The sequence below is a fragment of the Comamonas sp. MYb21 genome (genome assembly GCF_037479395.1).
In the GTDB taxonomy this organism is placed as follows: Bacteria; Pseudomonadota; Gammaproteobacteria; order Burkholderiales; family Burkholderiaceae_C; genus Comamonas.
Genome location: NZ_JBBGZC010000014.1, coordinates 100,879 through 117,563, shown reverse-complemented (window position 1 = coordinate 117,563; position 16,685 = coordinate 100,879). Strand labels below are relative to the sequence as shown.

At 67.7% G+C, this 16,685-nt stretch carries 17 protein-coding genes; 15 read left to right on the top strand and 2 right to left on the bottom strand.

Annotated elements, in window-relative coordinates; translation table 11 throughout:
* Positions 1 to 62: 62 nt before the first annotated feature.
* From WH367_RS20365 to cobT, 15 genes are all read left to right on the top strand, one after another.
* Positions 63 to 1,961, top strand: a complete 1,899-nt coding sequence (locus tag WH367_RS20365) for a TonB-dependent receptor domain-containing protein (RefSeq protein WP_445228138.1) — start codon at positions 63 to 65, stop codon at positions 1,959 to 1,961.
* A gap of 22 nt (positions 1,962 to 1,983) precedes the next feature.
* Positions 1,984 to 3,405 carry a cobyrinate a,c-diamide synthase gene (locus WH367_RS20360; protein WP_339537460.1) on the top strand — a complete coding sequence of 474 codons (1,422 nt, stop codon included), beginning with the start codon at positions 1,984 to 1,986 and terminating at the stop codon, positions 3,403 to 3,405.
* Between the two features lie 10 nt (positions 3,406 to 3,415).
* Positions 3,416 to 4,003: a bifunctional adenosylcobinamide kinase/adenosylcobinamide-phosphate guanylyltransferase gene (locus WH367_RS20355; protein ID WP_339537459.1), complete on the top strand. Its 588-nt coding sequence runs from the start codon at positions 3,416 to 3,418 to the stop codon at positions 4,001 to 4,003.
* Positions 4,004 to 4,014: 11 nt separating this feature from the next.
* Positions 4,015 to 5,001: an ABC transporter substrate-binding protein gene (locus WH367_RS20350; RefSeq protein ID WP_339537458.1), complete on the top strand. Its 987-nt coding sequence runs from the start codon at positions 4,015 to 4,017 to the stop codon at positions 4,999 to 5,001.
* 77 nt (positions 5,002 to 5,078) lie between these two features.
* Entirely contained in the window at positions 5,079 to 6,056 is a 978-nt protein-coding gene (locus WH367_RS20345; RefSeq protein WP_339537485.1) for a FecCD family ABC transporter permease, read from the top strand.
* On the top strand, positions 6,056 to 6,856 hold the full coding sequence (locus WH367_RS20340; RefSeq protein WP_339537457.1) for an ABC transporter ATP-binding protein: 801 nt from the start codon (positions 6,056 to 6,058) through the stop codon (positions 6,854 to 6,856). The genes WH367_RS20345 and WH367_RS20340 overlap by 1 nt, the downstream gene beginning before the upstream one ends.
* 74 nt (positions 6,857 to 6,930) lie before the next feature.
* On the top strand, positions 6,931 to 7,500 hold the full coding sequence (cobO, locus tag WH367_RS20335) for a cob(I)yrinic acid a,c-diamide adenosyltransferase (protein ID WP_021026297.1): 570 nt from the start codon (positions 6,931 to 6,933) through the stop codon (positions 7,498 to 7,500).
* A gap of 22 nt (positions 7,501 to 7,522) precedes the next feature.
* Positions 7,523 to 8,248 carry a 5,6-dimethylbenzimidazole synthase gene (bluB, locus tag WH367_RS20330; RefSeq protein WP_339537456.1) on the top strand — a complete coding sequence of 242 codons (726 nt, stop codon included), beginning with the start codon at positions 7,523 to 7,525 and terminating at the stop codon, positions 8,246 to 8,248.
* On the top strand, positions 8,245 to 9,339 hold the full coding sequence (gene cbiB / locus WH367_RS20325; RefSeq protein WP_445228137.1) for an adenosylcobinamide-phosphate synthase CbiB: 1,095 nt from the start codon (positions 8,245 to 8,247) through the stop codon (positions 9,337 to 9,339). Before bluB ends, cbiB begins: the two co-directional genes overlap by 4 nt.
* Positions 9,332 to 10,333: an aminotransferase class I/II-fold pyridoxal phosphate-dependent enzyme gene (locus WH367_RS20320; protein WP_339537455.1), complete on the top strand. Its 1,002-nt coding sequence runs from the start codon at positions 9,332 to 9,334 to the stop codon at positions 10,331 to 10,333. Before cbiB ends, WH367_RS20320 begins: the two co-directional genes overlap by 8 nt.
* A gap of 58 nt (positions 10,334 to 10,391) precedes the next feature.
* The gene (locus tag WH367_RS20315) at positions 10,392 to 11,177 is read left to right on the top strand and encodes a HipA family kinase (RefSeq protein WP_339537483.1); all 786 of its coding nucleotides are present in this window, start codon (positions 10,392 to 10,394) and stop codon (positions 11,175 to 11,177) included.
* Positions 11,164 to 11,568: a DUF3037 domain-containing protein gene (locus WH367_RS20310; RefSeq protein ID WP_339520571.1), complete on the top strand. Its 405-nt coding sequence runs from the start codon at positions 11,164 to 11,166 to the stop codon at positions 11,566 to 11,568. Before WH367_RS20315 ends, WH367_RS20310 begins: the two co-directional genes overlap by 14 nt.
* Complete coding sequence (locus WH367_RS20305; protein ID WP_339537454.1) at positions 11,565 to 13,019, top strand: cobyric acid synthase; 1,455 nt, start codon at positions 11,565 to 11,567, stop codon at positions 13,017 to 13,019. Before WH367_RS20310 ends, WH367_RS20305 begins: the two co-directional genes overlap by 4 nt.
* A 132-nt stretch (positions 13,020 to 13,151) precedes the next feature.
* Positions 13,152 to 13,589 (top strand): hypothetical protein, encoded by a 438-nt coding sequence (locus tag WH367_RS20300; protein ID WP_339520575.1) that lies wholly within the window; start codon positions 13,152 to 13,154, stop codon positions 13,587 to 13,589.
* A 176-nt stretch (positions 13,590 to 13,765) separates the two neighbouring features.
* Positions 13,766 to 14,848 carry a nicotinate-nucleotide--dimethylbenzimidazole phosphoribosyltransferase gene (gene cobT, locus WH367_RS20295; protein WP_339537453.1) on the top strand — a complete coding sequence of 361 codons (1,083 nt, stop codon included), beginning with the start codon at positions 13,766 to 13,768 and terminating at the stop codon, positions 14,846 to 14,848.
* Positions 14,849 to 14,864: 16 nt separating this feature from the next.
* Here the strand turns inward: cobT and nth are convergent, their stop codons facing one another.
* Positions 14,865 to 15,518 carry an endonuclease III gene (gene nth, locus WH367_RS20290; RefSeq protein ID WP_339537452.1) on the bottom strand — a complete coding sequence of 218 codons (654 nt, stop codon included), beginning with the start codon at positions 15,516 to 15,518 and terminating at the stop codon, positions 14,865 to 14,867.
* Between the two features lie 60 nt (positions 15,519 to 15,578).
* Positions 15,579 to 16,616: a lipoprotein N-acyltransferase Lnb domain-containing protein gene (locus WH367_RS20285; RefSeq protein WP_339537451.1), complete on the bottom strand. Its 1,038-nt coding sequence runs from the start codon at positions 16,614 to 16,616 to the stop codon at positions 15,579 to 15,581.
* Positions 16,617 to 16,685: the final 69 nt, after the last annotated feature.

Below are 16,685 nucleotides of genomic sequence, written 5' to 3'. Positions count from 1 at the left end.
CTCCGTGTTCCCCATTGCCGGCGGGGAGGCTGGCGCGGGGTGGTTCATCACCAACTCAGTGCATGTTTTCCTCTGATTTTTCGACACGCCGCTGCGCGCGTCCCGCGCTTGCGCCCCGCTCGGGCACGCTCCATACCCCCCGTTTTTTGGCCTTGGCCATCGCATCGGCGTTGCCCCTGTTGGCGCTGCAAGCTCAGGCGCAGCAGGCTCCAGCCGCCCAGGAAACAGAGGGTAAAAACCTGCAAGAGATGGTGGTGACCGCCAACCGCATCGAGCAGCCACTGTCCGATCTGGTGGCCGACATGTCCATCATCGATGCGCAGACCATCGAGCGCCAGGGCCCGGGCAGCGTGGCCGATGTGCTCGCGCGCGTGCCGGGCATCCAGATTTCTCGCAACGGCGGGCCGGGCACGACGACCAGCGTGTTCATGCGCGGCGCCGATTCACGCTTTACCGCCGTCTATGTCGACGGCGTGCGCATGGATTCGCAATCGACCGGCGGCGCCTCCTGGCAGTCGATTCCGCTGGCGCTGATCGACCGCATCGAAGTGCTGCGTGGCCCGGCCGCTGCCGTCTACGGCTCGGACGCAATGGGCGGCGTGGTGCAGATCTTCACCAAGAAAGGTGAGGGCGTGCCCCAGCCCTATGTGGGCCTGGGCTTTGGCAACCGGGGCACGTTCACGGCCGAGGCCGGCATCTCCGGCAGTGCCGAGGGCTGGGATTACGCGCTGGGCCTGAACCGCTCGCAGACCGATGGCTTCAACGCCCGCACCGTGGCCACTGCCAACTCGGACAAGGACGACTACCGCAGCAATGCCGTCAGCGGCCGCCTGGGCTACCAGATCAACCGCCAGCACCGGCTCGAAGCCACCTTGCTGGCCAGCGATGTGAACTCGGGCTATGACAGCAGCCTGACCGAGGACGACCGCAGCCTTAACAAGATGTATGCGCTGGGCCTGAACTGGCAGGCGCAGTGGACCGAGCACTACAGCACCAAGCTGCAGTTCAGCCAGTCGCGGGACTATTACGAGACCCGGCCCTCGCCCTACCAGACGGACACGCGGCTGCACAACTACCTGTTCCAAAATACCTGGCGCCTGGGCGTCCACACCTTGACGGCCGCGCTGGAGCGGCGTGACGACGCACTGACCAATGGTGGCATTGACCGCGACCGCCACCAGAATGCGCTGGCGCTGGGCTATGGCCTGAACACCGGCCCGCACACGGTGCAGTTGAACCTGCGCCGCGATGACGACAGCGAGTTTGGCGGCAAGACCACTGGCAGCGCCGCCTATGGCTACGCCTTTGCAACCAACTGGCGCGCCACCGCGACCGTGGGCACGGCCTTCCGCGCGCCCACGCTCTACCAGCGCTTTAGCGAATACGGCGACGCATCGCTGCAGCCCGAGAAAAGCCGCAATGCCGAGCTGGGCCTGCGCTGGGCGCAGGGTGCTGATAGCTTCTCGGCCACGGCCTACCGCAACCGGGTCACCAACCTGATCAACTTCTCGTCGCCCGGCAGTTGTGACAGCACGTTTGGCTGCTACGCCAATGTGGGCAAGGCGCGCCTGGAAGGCATTACCCTGGCGGCCACGACCAAGCTGGGTGCGTTCAATCTGCACGGCTCGGTCGACTTCCAGAACCCGCGCGATACCGAAAACGACAAGCTGCTGGCGCGCCGCGCCAAGCGCTATGCCACCCTGGGCGCCGAGACGCGTGCCGCCGGTTGGACCTGGGCTGCCGACCTGCAGACCAGCGCCAAGCGCTTTGACAATGCCGCCAACACCAATGTGCTGGGTGGCTACACCTTGTTCAACCTGTCGGCGCAGACCGAGGTGCTCAAGGATGTGAACCTGATCGCCCGGATCAACAACCTGACCGACAAGCGCTACCAGACCGCACGCACCTATGCCACCGAAGGGCGCAGCGTGTATGTGGGTGTGAAGTGGATGCCGCGCTGAGCGCAGAGGGGATAAGCCAGCCATGACAGAGATGACGGTTCAGGACCGCCCAACAGCCGCTTGCGTGGCACTGCTGATTGCCGCGCCCGCATCGGGCCAGGGCAAGACCACGGTGACGGCAGCCTTGGCGCGCCTGCATGCCCGCCAGGGCCGGCGGGTGCAGGTGTTCAAATGCGGCCCGGATTTTCTCGATCCGCAGTGGCTGCGCCTGGCCAGCGGCCAGCCGGTGCATGCGCTGGACCGCTGGATGAACGGCGAAGCCGATGTGCGCGCACGCCTGTTCCAGGCCGCGCAAAGCAATGATGTGCTGCTGATCGAAGGTGTGATGGGCCTGTTCGACGGCGCCAACAGCGCGGCCGAGCTGGCCAAGTCGCTGGGTATCTCCGCTGTGGTGGTGGTCGATGCATCGGCCATGGCGGCCACCTTTGGCGCCATTGCCCATGGCCTGCAGCACTATGACCCGGGCCTGCAACTGGCCGGCGTGCTGGCCAACCGCGTGGCCACCGCCCACCATGGCGAGATGCTGCGCAGCGGCCTGCGCGATGCGGCACTGTGGCTGGGCGCGATGAACCAGGTGAGCCTCGATGCTGCGAAACCACGCGCCAACCTGCTGCCCGAGCGCCATCTGGGACTGGTGGCAGCCCATGAGCTGCACGACGCTGCCGAGCGCCTGGATGCCGCCGCCGATGTGCTGGCGCAAACGCCGCTGGGCCAGCTGACTTGGCAGGAGTGGCAGCAGCGCTGGACGGTGGCCTTTACCGCGCCTGCTGCCGCTGCCCCGGTGCCCGCTTGGCTGGCCGGGCGGCGCATTGCCGTCGCCCGCGATGCCGCTTTTAGCTTTATCTACACTGCCAATCTGGAATGCCTGCAAGCCATGGGCGCCGAGCTGGCCTTTTTCTCGCCGATTGCCGGCGACCGCCTGCCCGCCTGCGATGCGCTGTGGCTGCCCGGCGGCTACCCGGAGCTGCACCTGTCCGCGCTCAAGGCCAATGCCGGCCTGCAGCTGGATCTGCAGGCGCACCTGGAAGAGCGCAAACCCGTCTGGGCCGAATGCGGAGGCATGGTGGCGCTGGCCGAGGGCCTGACCGATCTGGACAGCCGCTGGCACAGCCTCTGGGGCTTGCTGCCAGCGCAGGCCGTCATGCAGCAGCGCCTGGCGGGTCTGGGCATGCAGCAGCTGCTGACGCCCTGGGGCATGCTGCGCGGCCATACCTTTCACTATTCCAAGCTGCAGAGCGAGGCCCTGGAAGTGGCGCGCAGCAGCCGCCCGGGCCAGGTGGCCGAAAGCGGCAAGGGCGAAGCCGTCTACCAGCAGGGCAGCATCCATGCGAGCTATTTCCATGCCTGGTTCCCCTCGTGCCCGCAGGCGGTGGCCGCCTTGCTGGGGGTGGACATGCCGGTGGTCGATCCGCAGGCCTGGCATACCGAGGCACTGAACGCCTAAGATGAGCGCCATGGATGACTCTCTTTTCCACGTTGATGGAGCGCCGCTGAAATTGCTGCTGCTGGGCGGGCAGAAATCGGGCAAATCGCGCCAGGCCGAGCTGCTGGCACGTGCCTGGCTGCAGGCCGGTGCCGGCCGCAGCGCCAGCCTGGTCGCCACCGGCACCGCGTATGACGCCGAGATGCACGAGCGCATTGCGCGCCACCAGCGAGACCGCCGCGCCCGCGTGCCGCAACTGGCCACCGTGGAGGCGCCGCGCGACGTGGCCCAGCAGCTGCAGGCCCACAGCCGGCCAGATCACTTGTTGGTGGTTGACTGCCTGACCCTGTGGCTCACCAACTGGCTGATGCCGATGGAGCCCTCACCGCTTGAACCTGCGCAGACCTGGCAGGCCCAGTGCGATGCCTTTGTCGCTGCCTTGCAGGCCGCCACTGGCCCCATCATTCTGGTCAGCAATGAGATTGGCCTGGGCGTGATTCCTATGGGCCGCGAGGTGCGCGCCTTTGTCGATGCGCTGGGACTGCTGAACCAGCAAGCGGCAGCGGCCTGCAACCGCGTACAACTGATGGCGGCGGGCTTGCCGCTGCAGATGAAATGATGGCTTTGTTGATGGCTCCCCCATCCTTTCTGCGGAAAACGCTGGCCTGGGTAGCGCTGATGCTCGCATTGCCGATGGCCCAAGCGGCACCGTCTGCCAGTGTGGATGAACTGCGCCTGCAACCCTTTGCCAACGCGCCGGTCTGGAAGGACCAGGACCTGGTCAGGCCCGCGGCCATCGTCGATGACCGGGGCCGCAAGGTCCAGTTGGCGCAAGCGCCGCAGCGCATCGTGAGCCTCTTGCCATCGCTGACCGAGAGCACCTGCGCGCTCGGTTTGTGCGAACGCCTGGTGGGCGTGGACCGCTATTCGGATTGGCCTGCCTCAGTCAAGAAGCTGCCGGTGGTGGGCGGCGGGCTGGACCCGAGCGTCGAATCGGTCGTGGCGCTCAAGCCCGATGTGGTGCTGCTGTCCGATGCCTCCAAGGCGGCGGAACGCTTGCAGGCGCTGGGCCTGAAAGTGGTGGCGCTCGATGTGAAATCCAAGGCCGACATCCACCGCGTGCTGGGCACCCTGGGCCAGCTCTTGGGCGTGCCCCAGGCGCAGGGCGCTGACCGGGTCTGGCGCGCGCTGGAGTCGGGCATTGATGCGGTGGTGCGCGGGCTGCCCGAGCGCACGCGCCATACCCGGGTCTACTTTGAGGTGAGCCGAGGCCCTTATGCGGCCGGCCCCCAGTCCTTTATTGGCGAGACCCTGACCCAGCTGGGTGTGGACAATGTGGTGCCCGCTGAGCTGGGCCCGTTTCCCCGGCTGAGCCCCGAGTTTTTGCTGCGTGCCCAGCCCGATGTGATCATGCTGGGCAACCGCAGCATGCAGGCTGCCACCAGCTACCCGGGCTGGCACAACCTCCAGGCCGTCAAGGCCGGCAGGGTCTGCGTGTTCAGCGATGAAGAGTCGTATGCGATTGTGCGCCCGGGGCCGCGCATGGCCCAGGCCGCCGCGCTGATGGCGCGCTGCCTGGCCGACAAGGCGCCGGGCAAGGCCGCGGTGGCGCGCTGATGGCCGCTTTGCACAGCTCTGCACCCGCATCCGCAGCGCAGCGCGAGGCCGCGCCCGGCCTGCGCCGCAGTGCCTGGCTGGCGCTGGTGCTGCTGGTGCTCAGCGCTTTGCTGCTGCTGGTGGGCGCCAGTGTGGGCAGCACCGGTTGGGAGAGTGTGCTGCGCATGCGCGATGACCCCACCTCCTGGCAGATCGTTGTCGATATCCGCCTGCCGCGCTCACTGGGCGCCTGGCTCGCTGGTGGCCTGCTGGGCCTGGCCGGGGCGGTGGCCCAGGGCCTGTTTCGCAACCCGCTGGCCGATCCCTATTTGCTCGGTAGCGCCTCCGGTGCCTCGCTGGGCAGCGCATTGGGCCTGGTGCTGCTGGGCTCGTCCGTCACCAGCCTGAATCTGCTCTACCGCCTGGGCATGACCGGCATGGCCTTTGTCGGTGCCGCCTGCGCGGTGGCGCTCACGGTGGTGCTGGCGCGCAATGTGCAAAACACCTTGCGCCTGCTGCTGGCCGGCGTGATTGTTGGCGTGGTGCTGGGTGCCATGCGCGATCTGCTGGAGCTGCGCCACCCCGATATTCTGCAGGCCATGCAGGCCTTTACCCTGGGCACCTCGGCCTTTGTCGGCTGGGAGGGCTGCGCGCTGATGGCCGGCGTGCTGCTGGTCTGCGTGCTGGCCACCTGGTGCTGCGCCCGGGTGCTTGATGGCCTGACCCTGGGCGAGGCGACGGCCGCCAGCCTGGGCCTGCCGCTGGCGCCGCTGCGCTATGGCCTGGTGGCCGTGCTGGCCCTGGCCACCGGCACCTCGGTCGCGCAGACAGGCCTGATTGCCTTTGTGGGCCTGGCCGCCCCCCATCTGGTGCGCAGCCTGGTGCAGGTGGGCCATGGCCGCAGCACCGTGCTGGCTGCGGCCATGGGTGGCGTGCTGCTGCTGGCCGCTGATATCCTGGCGCGCTGGCTGGTGGCCCCGCAAGAGCTGCCGGTGGGGGTGCTCACCGCCGCACTGGGCGGTACCTATCTGCTGTGGCGCATGCACCGCAGCACCCGCTCGGCAGGAGGCCTGTGATGCCGACCACTGCAACCCCTGCTGCGCTCGGCGCCACCAATATCCACGCCGCTGTGCATGCGCGGCCGATTCTGCAAGGCGTCAACGCCCAGTTTGCGCAAGGCCGCTGGACCAGCATTGTCGGCCCCAATGGCGCGGGCAAATCCAGCCTGCTCAAGGTGCTGGGTGGCCTGTGGCCGGCGGCACAGCTGCAGGGCGAGGTGGCGCTGCTGGGCAAGGATTTGCAGCGCTGGCCGCGCAAGCAGCGCGCCCAGGCGCTGGCCTGGCTGGGCCAGGGCGAGGTGGTGACGCAGGAGCTGACGGTGATGGATGTGGCCATGCTCGGTCGCCTGCCGCACCAGCCCTGGTTTGCAGCGCCCAGTGGCACAGACCATGCGGTGGTAGAGCAATGCCTGCGTGCAGCCCATGCCTGGGACTGGCGCCACCGGCCGGTGGCTGAACTGTCGGGCGGTGAGCGCCAGCGCGTGCTGCTGGCCCGGGCCATGGCCGTGCAGGCCCCCGTGCTGCTGATGGATGAACCGCTGGCCAACCTGGACCCGCCGCACCAGACCGACTGGGTGGACAGCATGCGGGCCTTGACCGCCCAGGGCAGCACCGTGGTCAGCGTGCTCCACGAGATATCAGTGGCGCTGCTGGCCGACCATATGCTGGTGCTGCAGGCGGGCAGGGTGCTGCACCAGGGCCGCTGCGACGACCCGGCAACGCATGCCGCGCTGGAGGCGGTGTTTGACCACCGCATCCAGGTGCGTGCCATTGATGGCGTGTGGATGGCCTTGCCGCGCACCGCTGCTCGCCCTTGAGGGCGAGCTGAACCTGACTTGACGCTGGGCCTGGCCCAGGTCCAAAGACACAAGCTAACTAGGAAAGATGTCCAATGCAGATTGAAACGCCACCCAGCGAAAAGCCTTATGAAAAGCCCGAGGGCGAGCGCCGTGGCCTGGTGATCGTCAACACCGGTGACGGCAAGGGCAAGAGCACGGCGGCCTTTGGCCTGGCCTTCCGCGCGACGGGCCGGGGCAAGGCGGTGAAGGTCTACCAGTTCATGAAGGTGCCGACCGCCCGCTTTGGCGAGCACCGCCTGGCCGAGCAGGTGGGCCTGCCGGTCGAAGGCCTGGGCGATGGTTTTAGCTGGAAGAGCCGCGACCTGGAGCACAGCGGCCAGCTGGCGCGTGATGGCTGGGAAAAGGCCAAGGCTGCCATCCTGTCGGGCGCGTATTTTCTGGTGGTGCTCGACGAGATCACCTACCCGCTGATCTATGGCTGGCTGCCGCTGCAGGAGGTGCTGGACACCTTGGCCGCCCGGCCCAAGGAAGTGCATGTCTGCATCACCGGCCGGCGCTGCCCGCAGGAGATCATCGATGTGGCCGACACCGTCACCGAGATGACCTTGATCAAGCATGCGTTCAAGGCCGGCATCCCGGCGCAGCGCGGCATTGAAGACTGAGGCCCCGCAGCCGATTGCTGGCATGAGCGATATCAACTCCCACGCCCCCATCAGCGCCCCCACGATTGCCGCTACGGCCTTCAGCGAGGCCGAGCGCGCGGCCGTCTACCGTGCCATCCATGAGCGGCGCGACATGCGCCACTTTGCCGGCGGCCAGGTGGACGATGCCGTCCTGCTGCGCCTGCTGCGGGCGGCGCACCATGCGCCCAGCGTCGGCTTTATGCAGCCCTGGCGCTTTATCCGCGTGCGCGATGCGCAGATGCGCAGCCGCATCCATGCGCTGGTGGAGGACGAGCGCCTGCGCACCGCCCAGGCGCTGGGCACGCGCGAGGCCGACTTCATGAAGCTCAAGGTGCAGGGCGTGCTGCAGGCGGCCGAGGTGCTGGTGGTGGCCATGCCGCCCGGGCGCGAGGCCCATGTGTTTGGCCGCCGCACCTTGCCCGAGATGGATGTGGCCAGCACCGCCTGCGCGATCCAGAACCTGTGGCTGGCCGCGCGCGCCGAAGGGTTGGGGATGGGATGGGTCTCGCTGTTCGAACCCCAGGCGCTGGCGCAGCTGCTGGCGATGCCTGCCGGCGCGCACCCGCTGGCTGTTTTGTGCCTGGGCCCTGTGGAGGCCTACTATGCCGAGCCCATGCTGCAGCAGGAACGCTGGGCCAGCCGCGCGCCCTTGCAGCACATGCTGATGGACGAGTGCTGGCGCGAGGCCGGAGCGGACGCATCGATGGAACAAGGACCGCAGCCATGACGGCTGGCTGGCTGGGTGAGCTGGCCCTCGCCGGTGGAAGCCCGCTGCTGCAGCTGGTTCAGGCTATGACCGATGCTGGCCCTGCGGTGTACTGGCAGGCGCCAATGGCCGCCTTGCTGGCCGTGTTGGTGGCCTTGCTGGTGGACTGGCTGTGGGGCGAGCCGCCAGTGCGGTTGCACCCTGTTGTCTATATGGGCCAGCTGCTGAGCCTGCTGGGCCAGGCGATTGCGCCGCGCGAGGCGCTGGAGCGCGCCTACGGGCGCTTTGTGCTGGCGGCGCTGGCCTGGTGCCTGCTGGCGGGCGTCGCTTGGTGGGTGTATGCGGCCCTCATGTATCTGCTGCAGGCAGCGCCTTGGTGGCTGAATGGCATGGTGGCTGGACTGCTGCTCAAACCTTTACTGTCCTGGCGCATGCTGCGCAGCGAGGTGCTGGCGGTGGAGGCCGCGCTCGGCGAATCGCTGGACGCGGGCCGGGCCCGCTTGTCCTGGCTGGTGAGCCGCGATACCAGCCAGCTCGACGCCGCCACAGTGCGCGAGAGCGCGATCGAGACCCTGGCTGAGAACCTGAGCGATTCGGTGCTGGCGCCGCTGTTCTGGTTTGCCGTCGCCGGCCTGCCGGGCGCGGCGCTGTACCGGCTGGCCAACACGGCCGATGCGATGTGGGGCTACCCCGGCTGGCGCGGCCAGGGCGCGCAGCGCCGCCACTGGCAATGGGCGGGGAAATGGGCGGCCCGGGCCGATGATGTGCTGAACTGGTTGCCGGCCCGCATCACCGCAGCCTGGTTGGCTGCGTTGGCGGGCGGCCTGTCCTGGCCCGGCTTGCGGCGCGATGCGGCGGTCACGCCATCGCCCAATGGCGGTTGGCCGATGGGGGCGATGGCGCAGGCGCTGGGCCTGCGCCTGTCCAAACCCGGTGTGTACCAGCTCAACCCGCAAGGCAGGCCGCCGCAGGCTCTGGACGTACAGCGGGCGCTGGCCTTGGCCGGCCGGGTGGTGGGGGCGCAGGCACTGTGCGCCTTGCTGCTGGCCCTGGGTTTGGCGCTAAAGATAGCAATCGCCGCAATGGCGCAAGGAGCCTTGGCCCATGGCTGATAACGAGCATGGTGGCACCGACGCCTTGGGCGTGCCGGCGCATGATTTCTCCACCAACCGCAATGCCTGCGGCCCCTGCCCAGAAGCGGTAGCGGCCTTGCAGGCGGCGCACCTGGCGCAGTACCCCGATCCGCAGTACACGGCGCTGCGCCTGCAGCTGGCGGCCTTCCATGCGGTGGCGCCCGAGCGCCTGGTCATTGGCGGCAGCAGCAGCGAGCTGATCCACCGCCTGACCCAGCATGCGCTGCGCCAGGGCGCCACCAAGGTCAGCCTGCCGCGCCATAGCTATGGCGACTACGCCCAGGCGGCAGAGGTGTGGGGCCTGCGTCGCAGCAGCCGCAATATGACATGGGGTGACGGCCTGCACTGGGCCTGCGAACCCTCCAGCCCGCTGGGCCGGGTCGAAGATATCTGGCAGGCGTTGCCTGACGATGCCAGCCACCATGGCCTGGTGCTGGATTGCGCCTACCGGCCGCTGTGGCTGGAAGGCCCTGCGCCAGAGCGCGACATGGCTGCGCTCTGGCAGCTGTGGACGCCCAACAAGGCACTGGGCATGACGGGGCTGCGCGCTGCCTATGCGATTGCGCCCGAGGGCACAGCACAGGCGCAGATCGATGCGCTGCGGGCGCTGGCGCCTTCATGGGTGGTGGGGGCCCATGGCGTGGCCCTGCTGCAGGCCTGGGTGACCCCCGAGGTGCAGGCCTGGCTGGCCCGCAGCCTGGACACCCTGCGCCACTGGAAGGGCCGGCAGCTGGCGCTGTGCGAGCGCCTGGGCTGGGCGGTGCTGCCCGGCCACCAGGCCAATTATTTTGTCGCGCGCCTGCCGCTGACCCAGGCGGATATGGCTACGCGCCTGGCGGCACTGCGCAGCCAGGGCATCAAGTTGCGCGATGCCCGCAGCTTTGGCCTGCCCGGCCATGTGCGCCTGGGCGTGATGGCGCCGGTGGCGCAGGCGGCGCTGGCGCGGGCCTGGCTGTCGCTGGCAGATGCTTAGGCCCGGCGAGGACATGCGGCAACCGCTACCATTTGGCATGGATTTACAAACTTTGCAACTGCGCACCGTCTTGGTGGAGCGCTATGTGACGCCGCTGCGCGAGGGTGGCTCGATGCCGGCCGTCGTCGAGGCGGACGATCTGGGCATGTATGTGCTCAAGTTCCGGGGGGCTGGCCAGGGCGTGCGCGCGCTGATGGGCGAGCTCATCTGTGGCGGCATTGCCCGCGCGCTGGGCCTGCCTTTGCCCGAGCTGGTGCTGGCCATGCTGCACGCCAAGCTCGCGCAGACCGAGCCCGATCCCGAGATCCAGGACCTGATCCGATCCAGCGATGGCCTCAATGTCGGCCTGGACTACCTGCCTGGCTCGGTCAATTTTGACCCTGCGGTCGATGCGGTCAGCGACGATTTCGCTTCGCGCCTGGTCTGGTTCGATGCGCTGGTCAGCAATGTGGACCGCACGGCCCGCAACACCAATATGCTGATGTGGCAGCGCAAGCCCTGGCTGATTGACCATGGCGCGACCCTGACCTTCCACCATGCCTGGGATGGCACGGTGGCCGACCCGGGCAAGCCCTTTGCGCCGATTGCCGACCATGTGCTGCTGGCCCAGGCCAGCCTGCTGGCTGAGGTGGACGAGCCGCTGGCCGCGCAACTGACCGAGCCGGTGCTGACCGCCATTCTGGCCACGGTGCCCGACTGCTTCTTGGCCAAGGCTGCGGAAGACCGCAACAGCCCGTTGCTGGCCGATCCGCAGGCGCACCGCGCCGCCTATGTGAATTATTTTCTGGCCCGCCTGCAAGCGCGTGGCCGCTGGTTGCAAGGAGCCATCGATGCACGCGCATGATGTGTATGACTACGCTATCGTGCGCGTGGTGCCCCGGGTCGAGCGGGAGGAGTTCATCAACGCTGGCGTGATCCTGTCCTGCCAGCGTAGCGGCTATCTGCAGGCCGCCATCGCGCTGGATGATGCGCGCCTGCTGGCGCTGGATCCAGAAGTCGATCTGCAGGCGGTCTACCGCCACCTGGGCAGCATCGTGGCCATTTGCGCTGGCGTGCCCGAGGCCGGGCCCATCGGCCAGCTGCCTTACCGCGCGCGCTTCCATTGGCTTACCGCCAAGCGCAGCAGCATGATCCAGACGTCGCCGGTGCACACGGGCCTGTGCAGCGATGCGGGCTCGGCGCTGGAGCGCATCATGGCGCGCATGGTGCTGCCGCTGGGCAGCGCAACGCGATGAGCGCGCGCTGCATCATGGTGCTGGGCACCAGCAGTGGCGCCGGCAAAAGCTGGGTGGCCACGGCGCTGTGTGCCTGGTACCGGGCCCAGGGCTACAAGGTGGCGCCCTTCAAGGCGCAGAACATGAGCAACAACGCCCGTGTGGTGGCCACGCCCGATGGCCAGTGGGGCGAGATCGGCACGGCCCAGTACCTGCAGGCGCTGGCCGCAGGCGCCGTGCCCGATGTGCGCATGAACCCGCTGCTGCTCAAACCCGAGGCCGATACCCGCAGCCAGGTGGTGCTGTTTGGCCAGGTGGACGAGGCGCTGTCCAAAATGCCCTGGCGCGGCCGCAGCCTTAAAGTGTGGCCGCAGATTGCGCAGGCGCTCGATGCGTTGCGCGCCGAGAACGATGTGGTGGTGATCGAGGGCGCGGGCTCGCCCGCCGAGATCAACCTGCACAGCAGCGATGTGGTCAATATGCGCGTGGCGCGCCACTGCGATGCCCATTGTCTGCTGGTGTCCGATATCGACCGGGGCGGGGCCTTTGCCCACCTCTACGGCACCTGGGCGCTGCTGCCGCCCGAGGAGCAAAGCCTGATCAAAGGCTTTGTGCTCAACAAGTTCCGGGGTGACGCAGCCTTGCTGGCGCCGGCGCCGCAGATGCTGCAAGACAAGACTGGCGTGTCGACGGTGGCCTGCATTCCAATGCAGTTCCAGCACGGCCTGCCCGAGGAAGACGGCGTGTTTGATGACCGGGGCAGTGGTGGTGCTGGGCAGCCGGTGCACACCTGCATCGCCATCGTCGCCTACCCGCGCATCAGCAACCTCGATGAGTTCCAGCCGCTGCTGCAGCTGCCTGGCGTGCGCGTGGTCTGGGCCCGCACGCCCGCACAGCTGAGCGATGCCGACTGGGTGATCCTGCCGGGCAGCAAGGCCACCGCTGCCGATCTGGCCTGGATGCGCCAGCAGGGGCTGGATGCCGCCGTCGTCCGCCATGCCCAGGCTGGCAAACGGGTGCTGGGTATTTGCGGCGGTCTGCAGATGCTGGGCGAGGCGCTGGTCGATCTGCATGGGGTGGACGGCAATGCCGCCGGCTTAGGGCTGCTGCCCTTGGTGACCTTGTTTGCCCAGCAAAAGAATGTGCAACCTACGCGCCTGCTGCTGCCTGCCGTACAAGCGCCCTGGCAGGGCCTGAGCGGCCTAGTGGTGACGGGCTATGAAATCCACCACGGCCAGACCGAACTGCGCGCCGACATGCAGGCCGGCGCGGCCCAGCCCGCGCAAGAGCTGCTGCCCGGCCTGCTGTGGCAGGGCGGGGCGCCGCAGGTGCTGGGTACCTATGTGCATGGCCTGTTCGAGAATGCGGCCGTCATCCATGCGCTGTTTGGCCACGACGCGCCCAGCCTGGACCAGGTGTTTGCGCGCATGGCCCAAGGGGTGGGCGAGTGGTTTGGGGACCGCCTGCCCTGAAGCCCTGAGTAGGCGGGGCCTTTGCCTGTAGGCCAAATATTGCAAGCACTGGCGGATTGGGCCGATAGGGGCGCGCTTGCAGCGCAGGCATGCTGTTTGTGTTGCTTCCCATCACCGATAAGGATGATCGCTATGAAAAACATGTTCCGCCAGTCTTTGCAAATGGCCGCGATGGCCCTCGCGCTGGGTACCGCCGGCTATGCCAGCGCCCAATCGGCACCGCCCCCTCCACCACCGCCTGCCAAGCACATGAAGCCCATGCCGCATGGCCCGCACGGTGCCCACCACAAGCGCGGTGAAGCGCGCGGCGATGCCCGCGCCAACGCCGATGTGGCCGAAGGCAGCTCCAACGCCCGTGAAGCAGCTGCTGCGCGCCAGGCCGCACGCCAGGGCCAGTTGACCGATCCGGGTTCGAGCTTCCGTGAAAACGCCACCGCACGCTGCGCCGTCTTCAAGACCGACGAAGACCGCCGTGCCTGCGTGGGCCGCGTGGCCCAGGGCCAGGACAGCGGCTCGGTGCAAGGCGGCGGTATCTTGCGTGAGTACACCTATACGGTGCCCGCCAAGTAATCCAACAGACCCAGGCCACCCGGCCAAGGCCGGTGCCATCCGCGATACACGCTCTGCCCAGCTTTTGCTGCGCAGAGCGTTTTTGCATGGTTTGTGCGCTGGGGGCTGCAAATCGGTCTGGGCAGCGCGATACTGGCGGCTTGGCGTATCGCCGTGCCCCGTTCTCTAGCTTGACCATGTCCGAATCTTCGTTCTCCCCGCTCATCCCTTCTATTGCCTCGATCGAGGACGCTGCGTTTCGCCAGCAAGTGCAGCAGCTGCTGGACAACAAGACCAAGCCGCTGGGCTCGCTGGGCCTGCTGGAAGCGCTGGCATTGCGCATCGCCTGCATCCTGGGCAGCACCCAGCCGCGCTTGGCCAATCCCCAGATGGTGGTGTTTGCGGCCGACCATGGCCTGGTGGCGCAGGGTGTGTCGGCCTACCCGGCCGATGTGACCTGGCAGATGGTGGGCAATTTTCTGGCCGGCGGGGCGGCGGTGAGTGTGCTCTCACGCCAGCATGGCGTGGCGCTGAATGTGGTCGATTGCGGCGTGGCCCGCGATTTTGCACCCCAGACCGATGCGCTGCCCGCAGGCGCGCCCCGCCTGTGGCTGCGCAAGGTGGCTCCGGGCACGCAAGACAGCAGCCTGGGCCCCGCTATGACTATGGCGCAGTGCGAGGCCGCCATTGCCCATGGACGCGCGCTGCTGCAGGCCTTGCCCGGCAATGCCTTGCTGCTGGGCGAGATGGGCATTGGCAATACCTCGAGCGCATCGCTGCTGTTGGCGCGGCTGTGCAACCTGGATGTGGAGGCCGTCACTGGCGCAGGTACCGGGCTGAGCGGCGAGGGCGTGGCGCGTAAGGCCGCCGTGCTGCGCCGGGTGCTGGCGCGCCATGCCGATGTGCACGAGCCCCTGGCCGTGCTGGCCGCGATGGGCGGGCTGGAAGTGGCGACCATGGTGGGCGCGGTGCTGCAGGCTGCGCTGGAGCGCCGCGTGATCGTGGTCGATGGCTTTATCACCAGCGCGGCGGTGCTGGTGGCCTCGCGCCTGCAGCCGGCGGTGCTGGAGCGCTGCGTCTATGCCCATCGCTCGGGCGAGCCCGGCCACAGCCATTTGCTGGCGGCCTTGCAGGCCCAGCCTTTGCTTGACTGGCAGCTGCGCCTGGGCGAGGGCTCCGGTGCGGCGCTGGCCTGGCCGCTGCTGGAGTCGGCCTGCGCAATGCTGCGCGACATGGCCAGCTTTGCATCGGCGGGGGTCAGCACCCAGAGCAGCTCTTGATGCCCTGCCGCTGCGATCAGCGCAGCGCGCCTTGCGGTGGCGGCGTCTTGGGCGAGAAATCGCAGTAGCTGCTGACCAGGCATTCCCAGCAGCGCGGCTTGCGCGCCTGGCAGACATAGCGGCCCAGCAGGATCAGCCAGTGGTGCGAATCGACGGCGTAGTCATCGGGCACGCGCTGCATCAGCTGCTTTTCCACTTCCAGCGGGTTCTTGCCGGGTGCCAGGCCGGTGCGGTTGCTGACGCGGAAGATATGGGTGTCCACCGCCATGGTGGGCTGGCCAAAGGCCACATTGAGCACCACATTGGCGGTCTTGCGGCCCACGCCGGGCAGGGCTTCCAACGCCTCGCGCGTGTCGGGCACTTTGCCGCCATGGCGTTCCACCAGAATGCGGCAGGTCTCCATCAGGTGCTTGGCCTTGCTGCGGTACAGGCCGATGGTCTTGATATAGCCCTCCAGGCCTTCCAACCCCAGCGCCAGCATGGCCTGGGGCGTGTTGGCGACCGGGAAGAGTTTGCGGGTGGCCTTGTTGACGCCCACATCGGTCGCCTGGGCCGACAGCAGCACGGCGGCGAGCAGCTCGAACACGGAGGTGTATTCCAGCTCGGTCTGGGGCGAAGGATTGGCCGCCTTCAAGGTGGCGAAGAAGGGTTGGATATCAGCGGTTTTCATCGTGTGGTTGTGCAGGCTCGGCTGCCATTATCTGGCAAGGCCCGAGCCTGGGTCCCTGCGTCAGGGCTGCTGCGGCGCCTGCGGCACGCCCTGGCGGATGGCGGCCGAGAAATCCTCGCCCGGGCGCACGGCCTTGGCGCGGGCGTTGATGTGGGCCGCCTCATGGATGGCCTCAAAGTCATGCGGGCGGGCGAGGGCGCCCAGGCTGTCCACATACTGGGGCAGGTAGCCGCTGGCCAGCAGGCGCCAGTCCATCGGCAGGCCCGGCACAATGCGGCGCACCATCTCGAACACGATGGTGGTGCAGTTGGCAAACAGCGTGTGGTAGAACTGCGGCGTCTCGACCAGCGCATTGGCCTTGTCCACATAGGCGATGAACAGCGAGCGCATCGCAGCGCGCGGCATGGCCACGCTGTAGAGGTAGACCTCTTCCCCGCGCATATTGCTGCGTACGCGCAGGATGTCGCGCTCATCGGCGGCGACCAGGCTTTGCTCAAACTGCTTGAAAAAGCCACCTACGGCCGAGAACTGCTCGCCCAGTTCCTTGCGGATCTCTACCGAGAACGTCAGGTAGCGGCGCGGGCCCTTGCCGTCGTCAAAGCCAAAGGACACCAGGGTGTGGGCAATGGCCGGGCCCATCCAGTACGAGGTGCTCATGTCCACCGAGACGAGCTGGCGCAGGTCGTAGTTGCGGTCTTCCCAGCGCGCGGTCGCCTTGCTCGCGGTCTGCCAGTCAAAATTGCGCACATTGTGCAGCTGCACCAGGTCGCCCTGCACCGTGCCCGACAGCTGCTGGGCCACATCGGGCGCCCATTTGCGCGTGTTGGACGGCTGGATGCTGGCCCACCAGGCCAGGATGGCTGCCAACAGCAGCCCATAGATCAGCAGGCCCCGGGGCGCACGCTGCTGCCACAGCAGGTAGATGCAGTACAGGCCCACCCCCACCCAGACCCCCAGCAGCAGCCCCCGGGCCGAGCCCGACTTGACCGACTGCGCCAGCTGAAACCACAGCGCCCCGCAGGCCCAGACAACGCCCGCGAGCATGAGCAGCGAGGCCAGCAATTTGACCAAAACAATGAAGAAAGCGGCGATGCGCATGGTGACAAAATCCTTTGGACCGCAAGCATAGTCGATAGGAGGGGCCAATGGCGGGCTCAGGGATGCCAG

What these genes read in the sequence shown, in the direction of transcription:
- WH367_RS20365 (WP_445228138.1), top strand. Translation starts at nt 63, where the DNA reads ATGTTTTCCTCTGATTTTTCGACACGCCGCTGCGCGCGTCCCGCGCTT.
- WH367_RS20360 (WP_339537460.1), top strand. Translation starts at nt 1,984, where the DNA reads ATGACAGAGATGACGGTTCAGGACCGCCCAACAGCCGCTTGCGTGGCA.
- WH367_RS20355 (WP_339537459.1), top strand. Translation starts at nt 3,416, where the DNA reads ATGGATGACTCTCTTTTCCACGTTGATGGAGCGCCGCTGAAATTGCTG.
- WH367_RS20350 (WP_339537458.1), top strand. Translation starts at nt 4,015, where the DNA reads ATGGCTCCCCCATCCTTTCTGCGGAAAACGCTGGCCTGGGTAGCGCTG.
- WH367_RS20340 (WP_339537457.1), top strand. Translation starts at nt 6,056, where the DNA reads ATGCCGACCACTGCAACCCCTGCTGCGCTCGGCGCCACCAATATCCAC.
- cobO (WP_021026297.1), top strand. Translation starts at nt 6,931, where the DNA reads ATGCAGATTGAAACGCCACCCAGCGAAAAGCCTTATGAAAAGCCCGAG.
- bluB (WP_339537456.1), top strand. Translation starts at nt 7,523, where the DNA reads ATGAGCGATATCAACTCCCACGCCCCCATCAGCGCCCCCACGATTGCC.
- cbiB (WP_445228137.1), top strand. Translation starts at nt 8,245, where the DNA reads ATGACGGCTGGCTGGCTGGGTGAGCTGGCCCTCGCCGGTGGAAGCCCG.
- WH367_RS20320 (WP_339537455.1), top strand. Translation starts at nt 9,332, where the DNA reads ATGGCTGATAACGAGCATGGTGGCACCGACGCCTTGGGCGTGCCGGCG.
- WH367_RS20310 (WP_339520571.1), top strand. Translation starts at nt 11,164, where the DNA reads ATGCACGCGCATGATGTGTATGACTACGCTATCGTGCGCGTGGTGCCC.
- WH367_RS20305 (WP_339537454.1), top strand. Translation starts at nt 11,565, where the DNA reads ATGAGCGCGCGCTGCATCATGGTGCTGGGCACCAGCAGTGGCGCCGGC.
- WH367_RS20300 (WP_339520575.1), top strand. Translation starts at nt 13,152, where the DNA reads ATGAAAAACATGTTCCGCCAGTCTTTGCAAATGGCCGCGATGGCCCTC.
- cobT (WP_339537453.1), top strand. Translation starts at nt 13,766, where the DNA reads ATGTCCGAATCTTCGTTCTCCCCGCTCATCCCTTCTATTGCCTCGATC.
- nth (WP_339537452.1), bottom strand. Translation starts at nt 15,518, where the DNA reads ATGAAAACCGCTGATATCCAACCCTTCTTCGCCACCTTGAAGGCGGCC.
- WH367_RS20285 (WP_339537451.1), bottom strand. Translation starts at nt 16,616, where the DNA reads ATGCGCATCGCCGCTTTCTTCATTGTTTTGGTCAAATTGCTGGCCTCG.